Origin of the sequence: Actinotalea sp. C106, assembly GCF_023630195.1 — a bacterium.
GTDB lineage: Bacteria > Actinomycetota > Actinomycetes > Actinomycetales > Cellulomonadaceae > Actinotalea.
Window position 1 is genome coordinate 1 of record NZ_JALPKN010000106.1, and the last position, 10,051, is coordinate 10,051.

At 72.6% G+C, this 10,051-nt stretch carries 15 protein-coding genes; 5 read left to right on the forward strand and 10 right to left on the reverse strand.

The genetic code is table 11. The features are described 5' to 3' along the window. On the forward strand, nucleotides 1-906 hold a 906-nt coding region (locus L0B03_RS08940; protein WP_250445463.1), incomplete at its 5' end, for a HAMP domain-containing sensor histidine kinase. A gap of 39 nt (nucleotides 907-945) precedes the next feature. On the opposite strand, the gene L0B03_RS08945 is transcribed toward L0B03_RS08940, so the two are convergent. From L0B03_RS08945 to L0B03_RS08965, 5 genes are all read right to left on the reverse strand, one after another. Further along, entirely contained in the window at nucleotides 946-1,182 is a 237-nt protein-coding gene (locus tag L0B03_RS08945; protein ID WP_250445464.1) for a hypothetical protein, read from the reverse strand. Nucleotides 1,183-1,289: 107 nt separating this feature from the next. Further along, nucleotides 1,290-1,658, reverse strand: coding sequence for a hypothetical protein (locus L0B03_RS08950; RefSeq protein WP_250445465.1), 369 nt, complete (start codon nucleotides 1,656-1,658; stop codon nucleotides 1,290-1,292). A 108-nt stretch (nucleotides 1,659-1,766) separates the two neighbouring features. Continuing rightward, entirely contained in the window at nucleotides 1,767-3,104 is a 1,338-nt protein-coding gene (locus L0B03_RS08955) for an APC family permease (RefSeq protein WP_250445466.1), read from the reverse strand. A gap of 69 nt (nucleotides 3,105-3,173) precedes the next feature. Continuing rightward, entirely contained in the window at nucleotides 3,174-3,704 is a 531-nt protein-coding gene (locus tag L0B03_RS08960) for a DUF6036 family nucleotidyltransferase (protein ID WP_250445467.1), read from the reverse strand. Beyond that, nucleotides 3,701-4,279: a helix-turn-helix transcriptional regulator gene (locus L0B03_RS08965; RefSeq protein ID WP_250445468.1), complete on the reverse strand. Its 579-nt coding sequence runs from the start codon at nucleotides 4,277-4,279 to the stop codon at nucleotides 3,701-3,703. Before L0B03_RS08965 ends, L0B03_RS08960 begins: the two co-directional genes overlap by 4 nt. A 98-nt stretch (nucleotides 4,280-4,377) precedes the next feature. Here L0B03_RS08965 and L0B03_RS08970 point away from each other — a divergent pair, with 98 nt between their 5' ends. The 3 genes from L0B03_RS08970 to L0B03_RS08980 all read left to right on the forward strand — a co-directional run bounded on the left by L0B03_RS08970 (nucleotide 4,378) and on the right by L0B03_RS08980 (nucleotide 6,064). Further along, nucleotides 4,378-5,394: a S1 family peptidase gene (locus L0B03_RS08970; RefSeq protein WP_250445469.1), complete on the forward strand. Its 1,017-nt coding sequence runs from the start codon at nucleotides 4,378-4,380 to the stop codon at nucleotides 5,392-5,394. 11 nt (nucleotides 5,395-5,405) lie between these two features. Beyond that, the gene (locus L0B03_RS08975) at nucleotides 5,406-5,633 is read left to right on the forward strand and encodes a hypothetical protein (RefSeq protein ID WP_250445470.1); all 228 of its coding nucleotides are present in this window, start codon (nucleotides 5,406-5,408) and stop codon (nucleotides 5,631-5,633) included. Between the two features lie 98 nt (nucleotides 5,634-5,731). After that, nucleotides 5,732-6,064, forward strand: coding sequence for a hypothetical protein (locus tag L0B03_RS08980; protein WP_250445471.1), 333 nt, complete (start codon nucleotides 5,732-5,734; stop codon nucleotides 6,062-6,064). Here L0B03_RS08980 and L0B03_RS08985 read toward each other — a convergent pair. From L0B03_RS08985 to L0B03_RS08995, 3 genes are all read right to left on the reverse strand, one after another. Beyond that, nucleotides 6,061-6,546 (reverse strand): hypothetical protein, encoded by a 486-nt coding sequence (locus L0B03_RS08985; RefSeq protein ID WP_250445472.1) that lies wholly within the window; start codon nucleotides 6,544-6,546, stop codon nucleotides 6,061-6,063. The genes L0B03_RS08980 and L0B03_RS08985 overlap by 4 nt on opposite strands. Before the next feature lie 92 nt (nucleotides 6,547-6,638). Further along, on the reverse strand, nucleotides 6,639-6,983 hold the full coding sequence (locus L0B03_RS08990) for a helix-turn-helix transcriptional regulator (protein WP_250445473.1): 345 nt from the start codon (nucleotides 6,981-6,983) through the stop codon (nucleotides 6,639-6,641). Continuing rightward, nucleotides 6,980-8,245, reverse strand: coding sequence for an MFS transporter (locus L0B03_RS08995; protein ID WP_250445474.1), 1,266 nt, complete (start codon nucleotides 8,243-8,245; stop codon nucleotides 6,980-6,982). The genes L0B03_RS08990 and L0B03_RS08995 overlap by 4 nt, the downstream gene beginning before the upstream one ends. A gap of 121 nt (nucleotides 8,246-8,366) precedes the next feature. Between L0B03_RS08995 and L0B03_RS09000 the strand changes: the two genes are divergently transcribed. Then, a complete protein-coding gene (locus L0B03_RS09000) occupies nucleotides 8,367-8,708 on the forward strand; it encodes a cupin (RefSeq protein WP_250445475.1) in 342 nt (113 codons plus the stop codon). A gap of 9 nt (nucleotides 8,709-8,717) precedes the next feature. On the opposite strand, the gene L0B03_RS09005 is transcribed toward L0B03_RS09000, so the two are convergent. Together L0B03_RS09005 and L0B03_RS09010 are read right to left on the reverse strand one after the other, a co-directional pair. Next, the gene (locus tag L0B03_RS09005) at nucleotides 8,718-8,963 is read right to left on the reverse strand and encodes a hypothetical protein (protein WP_250445476.1); all 246 of its coding nucleotides are present in this window, start codon (nucleotides 8,961-8,963) and stop codon (nucleotides 8,718-8,720) included. A gap of 330 nt (nucleotides 8,964-9,293) precedes the next feature. Then, nucleotides 9,294-10,051: bifunctional 2-polyprenyl-6-hydroxyphenol methylase/3-demethylubiquinol 3-O-methyltransferase UbiG (locus L0B03_RS09010; protein ID WP_250445477.1), on the reverse strand; the 758-nt coding region annotated here is incomplete at its 5' end.

Below are 10,051 nucleotides of genomic sequence, written 5' to 3' on the forward strand. Positions count from 1 at the left end.
GCGGTCTCGCTCGCCCTCGCCCTGGGAGCGGCCGCCGTCGCCTCCGCAGCCGTCAGCCTGGTGCTGGCCGGCCGCATCAGCCGCTCGCTCGGTGCGGTCTCGACGGCGGCCGCGCGCCTGGGTGGGGGACGGTACGAGTCCCGTGTGCCCGCGGCAGGTCTGGGCGCCGAGTTCGACACCTTGACCGAGTCGTTCAACGGGATGGCGGCTCGCCTGCAGGAGTCCGAGCGGCTCCGTGCCCGTCTCCTCGCAGACGTCGCGCACGAGGTACGGACACCTGTCGCCACCATCGTCGCGTACCTCGAAGCCGTCGAGGACGGCGTGCAGCCGATGGACGAGTCGACCGTGGCGGTGCTGCGCCACCAGGCATCCCGGCTCTCCCACCTCGCCCAGGATCTCGCCGCGGTCACCCACGCCGAAGGGGGCGACCTGGTGCTGTCCCTCGAGATGCTCGCACCGCGGGACCTCCTGGAGCGCGTCGAGCTCACCTGGCGGGAGCGGGCCGAGCATGCAGGTGTCACCCTCGCCGTCGTCGGTGCCGAGACCCCGGCCGTGCGGGCGGACGCGCAGCGGGTCGGGCAGGTGCTGGACAACCTCGTCATGAACGCGTTGCGCCACACCAGCGTCGGGGACCACGTCGCCCTCCGTGCCTCCGCCGTCGCGGGTGCGGTGGCCCTGGTCGTCGAGGACACCGGGGAGGGCATCGAGCCGGAGCACCTGCCGCACCTCTTCGAGCGGTTCTACCGTGCCGACACCGCGCGCGACCGGGCCCGCGGCGGGTCCGGCATCGGCCTGGCGATCTCCAAGGCGCTGGTCGAGGCGCACGGCGGGACCCTCACCGCCGAGAGCAGAGGGCAAGGGAAGGGCGCCACGTTCTGCGTCACGCTGCCGGCTGCGACGGGCTGACACCACCGCGCAGCAACGGCAGCGCGACGAGGTGGCCCATCATCCGAGCTCGCCGCTTCGCGACCGGGGCCTGCCGCCGAGCTCTGCGCGGAGCACCCGGTAGGTCTCGAGGTCGATCTCTCCCGCGGCCAGCCGCGCGTCGAGCACCGCGACGGGGTCTGGCTCCGGGGCGGCGGGGAAGAGCCGCGTCACCACCCACACCGCCACGCCCAGCATCGCCAGGGCCGAGGTGAGCATCAGCCACCCGCCCGTGCCCAGGTCCATGCACCACGGCATCGGTTCGCTCCTCTCGCGCCTCGGGCGCCGACGGCGCCCATCCCTCAACCTCGCAGGGCGGCCTCAAGGCGCGGTCGAGGACCGATGAAGCGTCGATGAAGGCGCGCTCAGACCTCGCGGTCGACCAGCTGTCCCTGCTCGGTGCCCCGGCTCATCTCCGTCCGACCGACCTCGATGCTGCCGCGGTGCTCGGCGAACAGCTCGGTGAGCGTGGTGCCCTGGCCGAGGGCCGTGAGGACCTGGTCGACGCCCATGCCCAGCAGGCCCGCCGTCGCGGTGACGTAGCCCGGCAGGGCGTCCCCCGGGCCGACGTTCGAGGTGGGGGCGCCCTCGGCAGGCGGCGGTGCGGGGGCGGTGGGTGAGCTGACTGGCGGGGCGGCTGGGACCTCGCCCGTGCTCGCGCCCTCGAGGGCGGGGGACGCCGGGGCGGTCTGGGCCGAGTAGACGGCTGCAGGGCCGACGGGGGGAATGCTCATGTCCGATACATCGGCGTATCGAACCCTCGGGATGACCTGTCTCACCCGATTGCCAGGCAACTCCCAGGTTCTGTCACCCGGAGGGGTGACGGTGCGGTGCGGGAGCGCTCAGCGGGCGCCGTGCTCCGAGCCCGCCGACTCGTCGTCGTCCGCGGTGCGGTGCTGGTGGCGGGTGACGAAGCCCTGGGCGACGAGGATCACGACGGCGGTGCCGACCCCGGCGAGGACGACGGCCGGGCTGCGCTGCAGCTGGAGGGTGACGAAGGCCGTGAGGATCACGGCGTCGAGGGCGATGGTCACGGCGGGGATCCACCGACGGGCCCCGATGTCGGGTGCGAGGCGGCGCAGCACGCCCCACTGCACGGCGATGTCCATCGTCAGGTAGAGGATGGCGCCCATCGAGGCGATCTGCGAGAGGTCGAAGAAGACCGTGACGAGGATCGCGAGGGTCGCGGTGATGAGCACCGGCTGACGCTTGAGCGAGATGGGCAGCAAGGGCACGTCGCCCATGCTGTGGAGCATCTCGTAGAGGCGGGAGACCGCGTAGATGCTGGCCAGGAGCCCGGAGATGGTCGCGACCACGGCGACGAGGATCGTCAGGTTCACGCCCCAGGAGCCGAACAGCGGCTCGGCGGCTGCGGCCAGGGCGTAGTCCCGGGCCTCGACGATCTGCGGCACCTCGAGACTCGCCGTGACGGCGAGGGTGATCAGCAGGTAGAGACCCGTGCAGAGGGCGATCGACAGGTAGATCGAGCGGGGCAGGAGGCGCTCGGGCTCGCGCAGGTCCTCGCCCTGGTTGGTGATCGTCGTGAAGCCCTTGTAGGCCAGGACGCACAACGTGGTGGCGGCCAGCACGCCGAGCACGCCACCCCCCGCGCCGTCGTCGGTGGTGGTCCCCGTGAAGGCGTCACCGACCGACGCCCCGCCCGCGGCGACCAGCCCGGCGATCGCGAGGGCGCCCAGGCCGATCACCTTGATCGCTGCCGACACGTTCGCCGACCTCTCCACGAACCCCACGCCGCCGATGTTGATCAGGGCCGCCGCGACGATGACCACCACCCCCAGGGCGGGCACCAGCACCGCGGAGTCCTGCAGGTCCCACGGGCGCAGCAGGTAGGTGCCGAAGGTGCGGGCCAGGAGGCTCTCGGCCACGACCATCGACACGTACATGAACAGGGAGAAGGAGCCCGCGATGAAGCCAGGGCCGTAGGCGGCCTTGAGCAGCATGGCGATGCCGCCCGACGTCGGGTTCGCCGCGGAGTAGCGCGCGTAGGCGTGCGAGCTGAGCGCCGCGACCAGTCCACCTGCGAGGAAGGCGTGCGGCACCCACGGTCCGGCGAGCTCGGCGACCTGGCCCACGAGGGCGAAGATCCCGGCGCCCACCATCACCCCGGTGCCGAGGGAGACCGAGCCGACCAAGGAGAGCTTGGCGTCGTCGTTGCTCATCTCAGCACCGTACGAGCCGGGGGGTGGGGGTGCGCGCCGGGGAGAGCCCCAGGCCCGCGCGCTCCCCGGTCAGTTCTCCCGTGTGAATCGAGACGTGAGGTCTGCCAGGGCCCGCTCCTTCATGGCCTCGCCCGGGTAGTAGCGCTCGAAGAGAGCCTCCGCTGCTTCGACCGACCTGATCGAACAGGCGTCGAGGAGGTGCGCGATGTCGGTGGAGTCGCGCCGTCCGCGTGCTGCGTTCAGCTTCATAGCGAGGAGCATGTCAGCGGGTGCGACGAAGACCCTCACGTCGTCGCGGACGAGGATCTGAATCCACTCAGGATCCCCGGACAAGGGCAGGTAGGCCTTCACGGCGTCGTTCAGCCAGTCCTCCGGCCAGCCGCGTGTGCGTGCGATGCGGGTGACGTGATGTCGCACTGCCTCACCGTCGCCGTAGAGCAGGGCATCGATGTCCGCTGTGACCCCGCGGTCCATGTGGTGCAGGGCGAGGGCCGCGCCTCCGACGACACGAAGTGTCGCCGAGACTCCGTCGTCCGCCAAGGCTGTCGCGAGCTCGGTCAGACCGTCGACGAGGTCGTCGCGCTCGAACAGGGGGCTCATGCAGCATCAAGCTCGGTCGGGGCGATGAGCACTCCGCGGCGCGCGAACGCGGGTGGGCTGTCCGTCCTGTCGTGTGCCCGTGCGTACGGGGTGTCGTCGACGAACCACTCGTGGTCGAGGAACCGCCGGGGCGCGTTCACCCAGAGGGGAGTCGGCAGCGCGCGGCGGTCGAGCACGTGCTCGACGAGGCCCGCAACCAGCGCGTCGTAGTGCGCTGCCCCGCAGGTGCCGGGGTCGGCCAGTGTGACGGCGACGAGGAAGCCCGGCTCGTAGCGCACCAAGGCGTCGTTGAGGGAGAGGAATGTCCGGAAGGCTCGGCCGTCGTCGCTTGCGAGTACGTGGTCACGGATCGCGTCGACGAAGTCTGCGGGAACGTCGGTGACCCCGGGGACGGGCACGAGAGTGTGCCCGGCCGCCCGGACCAACCGCTCCAGCAGAGCCGAGGACGGGTCGCGCCGGCCCTGCTCGATCGTCGCGATCACGGGTTGGGGGATCGATGCTGCGAGAGCCAGGGCGCGTTGGGTCAAGCCTGCAGCCGCCCGGGTCCGCCGGATCGTCGTCGCAGCGAGGGTCATCGGGGTTCCTCCCGGAATCTGATACCGAATACGATATCAGCGTGTCGCGGTGTCGGTAGGGGAGGGCAGACTCGACCTCACACGACAGGGGAGCGCACATGGATCTTCAGGAAGCCCGGCAGCGCAAGAGCGAGCTCGCGTCCTTCATCGGGGAGGTGCTCGACCGCCGCGCGACGGCCAGCAGGGTCGAGCCCGCCTCCGCCGACTCCCCGGCTGCCCTGCGGGCCGGCGTCTCCCTGGGTCTGGCCCCGCAGCCCGACGGCGGCTTCGGGGTCGCCGTGCGGTACCGGTTGGGCGTCCCGACGGCGCGCATGGTCGTGCGGCGGGTGACCGAGCACGTCGGGCCCGGGGTCGACGTGAGACGTACCGGCCGAATCAGCCCCGCTGCGGCGCGCCCCGGCCCGCGTCCGCCGGTCATCACCGCGCAGGCCGTCGGCGAGACAGGGCGGTCCCGCCCGCTGCGGCCCGGGGTCTCGATCGCGCACGTCCACGTCAGCGCGGGCACCCTCGGTGGGTTCGTCCGGGTGGACGGGGTGCTGCACGCCCTGTCGAACTACCACGTGCTCGTCGGCTCCCCGCAGGGCATCACCGGGGACGTCGTGCTGCAGCCCGGACCGGCCGACGGTGGCCGCGACCCGCAGGACAGGATCGGCGCGCTCGCAGGGTTCGTCGCTCTCGAGCCCGGCAGCCGCGCCCTGGTCGACGCCGCCCTGGCCAGCCTCGAGGCCCCCGAGGTCGACCTCCGCTTCCCCGTCGGCGCCGTGAGCACCACGGCCGTGGCCCTCGGTGGGGAGGAGGTCGAGAAGATCGGCCGCACCACCGGCATCACCCAGGGGCGCGTCACGGCGATCGAGCTCGACGACGTCGTCGTGGGCTACGGGCCCGGGCTGGGGGATATCAGTCTCGACAACCAGATCGAGGTCGAGGGGACCGGCGTCGGGCCCTTCTCGCGCGGCGGCGACAGCGGCTCGCTGGTCTACCGCAGGCCCGACGGGGCGGCCCTCGGCCTGCTCTTTGCAGGCAGTGAGACCGGGGGCGAGAATGGCACCGGGTTGACCTACCTCAACCCCATCGATGCGGTGCTCGAGGCCCTGGGGGCCGAGCTCGCGGGCTGACGAGGTGCGCGATGGCTGACCTGGACCACGCCAGGGCCGCGAAGTCACGCCTCCGCGACGTGCTCGCCGGGCACGACGGCATCGAGGGTGTGGGGCTGGCCCCCGACGGAGACGGGTACTGCGTCCAGGTCAACATCGCCCGGACCGTCGTCGCGACAGACATCCCGGCCGACGTCGACGGGGTATCCGTGCACGTCCACGTCGTCGGGCCGGTCCGGGCGCTCGGTCGGGACGGCTGAGCGAGAACTGCTCGCGGCACTCGGGTCGCGGAGAAGGAGGCCGTTCCTCCCGCCAGCGTTCGCCTGTCACGTGGCCCGTGCCTCGCTATCGTCGTGCCATGTCAGCCCCCGCGCGAGAGGTCACACGCAGGGCCTTGTCGCCACGCCTGCTGACCGGCGCCCTGGTCGGCCTCGCGGTCGGTGGTGGGGCCTTGATCTGGTCGATCGCCTCCTACACGCCCGACACCTGCTTCGCCATCATGCCGCCGTTCAGAGCATGCAACCCCGACCTCCGGCAGTACTGGGCCAGCTTCTGGATCCTGACGCTCGTGCTCCTCTGCGTCCTCGGCGTGATCGGGGCCAACCTCGAGCGGTACCGCAACCGTGCGTGGGTCGTCCTGGTGGCCGAAGGAGTTCTGATCGCCTACGCGTGCCTCGCGGTGCGTCCCTAACGCTGTGCGTCCTCGGGCCACGTGAGGGGCAGTTCGCCGTCGGGCCCGGCGGGTACCGCACCCTGTCTCGGGGTGATCGTGCGCCAGTCACCATCGGCTGCGTCGCTGGTGAGCACGAGGACCAGCGGGTCGGCCGTGTCCAGCGGGTCGCCCTCCGGGTAGATCTCGTCGCCCGTGCAGGTCACGGGGGTCGAGATCACGCGGATCTCGTCCGCCTCCGGCGGGTCACCAACCAGGGGTGCGTCCGTCACTCGAACCGACCACACCGTCGCCTGGACGCCGTACAGCTCGGCGGTGTCGATCGCCTCGAGAACCTCGCCCGTCACCGCGAGCTCCGCGTCCACGAGAGCGTCGGCCGGTGACGCGAAGTCGACCCAGTCCACACAGGTCTGGGTACCCGAGGGCGCACACCCGGCGAGCCCGACCATGGCGAGGACGCTCGCCGCAGCCGGGGCTGACCGAGAGCGGTAGGACGGTGTCATCGCAGTGTCTCCGAGGCGCGGTGAGCGGGTCGCTCATCTGGCCTGTGTGCGAGGGCCGCCCGTTCTTGCGCGCCCCGAGCTCGGCAGGCCCACTACCGGTGGTGCGGGGGCGCCTCGTAGAGGGTGTGCTCGGTGTGCTGCAGGACGTTCGTGACCAGGGCCGCGACGTGCTCGTCGGGCTGGCTGTAGTAGACGGTCGTCCCCGCGCGACGAGCGGCAACCAGGCGTCCGGCACGCAGCTTCGCGAGATGCTGCGACACGGCGGGGGCGGGGCGGTCGAGGGCCTCCGCGATCGCCGAGACCGACATCTCGGTCCCGTCGAGCATGGCCAGCACGGCGAGACGGGTGCGGTCGGCGAGCAGTCGGAGCACCTCGACGGCGTGGTCGAGATCCGCCTCAGGCGGGGCTGCGCGCTCGGTCGGGGCCACGATCGTCATGATCCCACCTCGCGAGCCGGCGCACCCTGCGTCACACGGCCAGGGGTCGACGACGCCGGAGGCCACCAACGCCAGGCCGCGACCGTGGCCACGGCTGCGGTACCCGCGAGGACCACGGCGGTCAGGCCGAGGTCGACGGCGCCGAGCCAGCCGGCCAGGGGGTAGGTCACCAGCCAGCACGCGTGGGACAGCGAGAACTGCGCGGCGAAGACCGCTGGCAGGTCGGCACCGCGGACGTGTCGCCGGATCAGGCGCCCCACGGGGGTCTCGACCGCGGCCCATCCTGCACCGACCAGCAACCACAGCGCCCCCACGCAGACCAGGGCGCACGTCGTGCCCGGGACCCCGATGGCCGCCGGAACGAGGGCCGTCGCCGCGGTGAGCACGACGCCGCCGCCGAGCATCACAGGGCGCTCCGGGAGTCGGCGCAGAACCCGGGGGAGCGCCAGCGCGGCGACCATCGACCCCGCACCGAGGGCGGCGAGGAGCACAGCGACCGAGTCCTCGCCCTGCCCGAGGACCGACCGCACGATGACCACGGTCTGGACCAGGGCCAGGGACCCCGCGGCGGCGACCGCGAGGTTCAGGGCCAGCACGGGCCGCAGGGCCGGGGTCCGCACGAGGATCACCGCGCCACGGCGCACCCTCTCCCAGAAGGGCGGCTCCGCGGCGTCGTCGGGCCCTCGCGGTGCTCGCCGGGGCAGGGTGGTCGCTGCCACCAGGAGGGCCGACCCGGCGAACCCGACCGCCGTGCCGAAGAAGAGGGCCGTGGAGGGCATGACGAGGAGCAGTGCCGCGGCGAGCATCGGGGCGAGCACGGCCTCGAGGTCGTAGGCCAGCCGGGACAAGGACAGGGCCGCGGTGTAGTCCTCCTCGTCCGGCAGCACCTCGGGGATGACGGCCTGGAAGGTGGGGGTGAAGGTCGCCGAGGCCGCCTGCATCACGAAGACCAGCAGGTAGACCTGCCACACCTCGCTCACGAAGGGCAGGCAGGCCGCGACCGCGAGCCGCAGCAGGTCCGAGCCGATCATCACCGCCCGCCGGGGAGCCCGTGCGACGACCGCAGCCGCGACCGGTGCGACCGCGACGTAGGCGACCATCTTGATCGCGAAGGCCGTGCCGAGGACGCCCCCGGCCTGGGCCCCGGCGAGGTCGAAGGCCAGGAGCGCGAGGGCGACGGTCGCGACCCCGGTCCCCGCGAGCGCCACGACCTGCGCGAGGTAGAGCCGGCGGTAGGCGGGGTGGGCCAGGGCGCTGCGCATGGGGTCCACTATCTGCATAGATGCGTGACTACGCAACTACGTGCGGGCGTGTGATCACGGGAACCGCTGCGGCTCGTCGTCCTGGATGGTCTGATGGGGGCACGACGGCGAAGGAGACGTGATGTCTGACCTGACAGCCCTGGCGACCACCCACCTCGAGGCGGCTCACGGCTCACCCCACGGCCGCAGCGCCGAGCTCGTGCTGCACGACGGAGTCCTGCGGCAGTCGGTGATCGCCCTGACGGCGGGCTCCGAGCTGTCCGAGCACAACTCGCCCCCTGCGGCGAGCCTCCAGGTGCTGACCGGCCGCGTGCGGGTCACCGGCGTCGAGGGGCCCGAGGTCGCCGCGGGGGAGCTCGTGGTCCTGACCCACGAGCGTCACGCCGTGAGCGCCCTCGAGGACTCCGCCTTCCTGCTCACGACCGTGACGAGCCTCAACGCGGACCAGCTCGGCCACGCCTGAGGGCGCTGCCTACTCGGTGGGCTCCTCAGCCCCCTCCTCAGGGGCGGGCTCCTCCTCAGGTGCCGGGTCCTCGGCGGGGTCCTCCGCGCCTCCCTCGCCGGGCTCCTCGACGACGACGGCCACCTGCTCGTCCTCCCCGAACAGGTCCTGCGCTAGCCCCGCGGTGATCGTCACCAGCACGATCGCTGCGCCCACCCCCGCCAGCGACACCAGCAGGCTCGCGGTGCCGAGCAGGACGGCGGCGGTCCTCCGCACGATCACACCGGCGCTGACGCCCTCAGCGGCGGGGCCCTCGTCGTCCGTCCCGGCGTCGGGTTCAGGTCCCGGTGGCTGTTCGTCCTGCGGTGATGGCGTCGTCGCCGTGCCCATGCTTCCCCCTGTCCGCGGCCCCTGGGCCACCCAGACCAGTCAAGGCGATCCCACGCGCCCGTGCGCGCCCAGCGGGTCACGACTAGAGCACGATCCGCCGCGAGCCCGCCCCAGCCCTCACCACATCGCCCTCCGCGGTGCCCCGCTCCGTCGAGTGGTCACTTCTTGCCGGTTTTGGGCTGCGGGGATGCGGCAAGAAGTGACCACTCGACGGGGTCAGGGGGCGTGCTCGACGGCGACGAGGAGGTGGGTGCCGCCGTCGAGGGCTCCGGGCTCGGCGCACGCCTCGACCTCGTGCGCGAGGAAGCGGGCCCAGCGGTCGGGGTCGGCCTCGAGCGCGGCGAGGGTCTCGGCGTCGGCCAAGGAGGCCCAGTTGCTCGCGCTCGCCGCGACGATGCGCCCACCGACCGCCCTGGCGAGCTCGGCCACCTCGCGCGACCGGAACATCCGGCACACGTGCGGGGCCCCCGGGAGGTGGCGCAGGTCCCCGGTCCGCAGCACCAGGTCGTTCGCGTCCTCCCCGGCGACCTGCGCGGCCTGCGCCACGCCGCGCAGGTGATGGCGCCACGTGCCGAGCATCGACATGACCGACGCCACCACATGGCCCCCCGGACGTGTGATCCGCAGCAGCCCGGCGAGCGCCGCCTCGGTCTCCTCGAAGGCGTACGACAGCGGCCCGCCGTAGGCCAGGACTGCGTCGAACTCGCCGTCGTCGTACCGGGCCGTGTCGCACACGTCGAGCAGCTCGCGACGTTCGACGGCGTTCTCCGCAGGGGTGCCGGCGAGGGTCGCGACGTTGGCCTCGAGCTGGACCGGCGACAGGTCCGTCACGACCACCGTCGCACCCAGGGCCGCGAGCTCGGCGGTGAACCGCCCCGGCCCGGCCCCGACCTCGAGCACCCGCGCCCCCGGCTGGACGAACGGCGCCAGGAACCGCCGGTGCACCTCGAAGGCCACCCGCCCGACGACGTCGC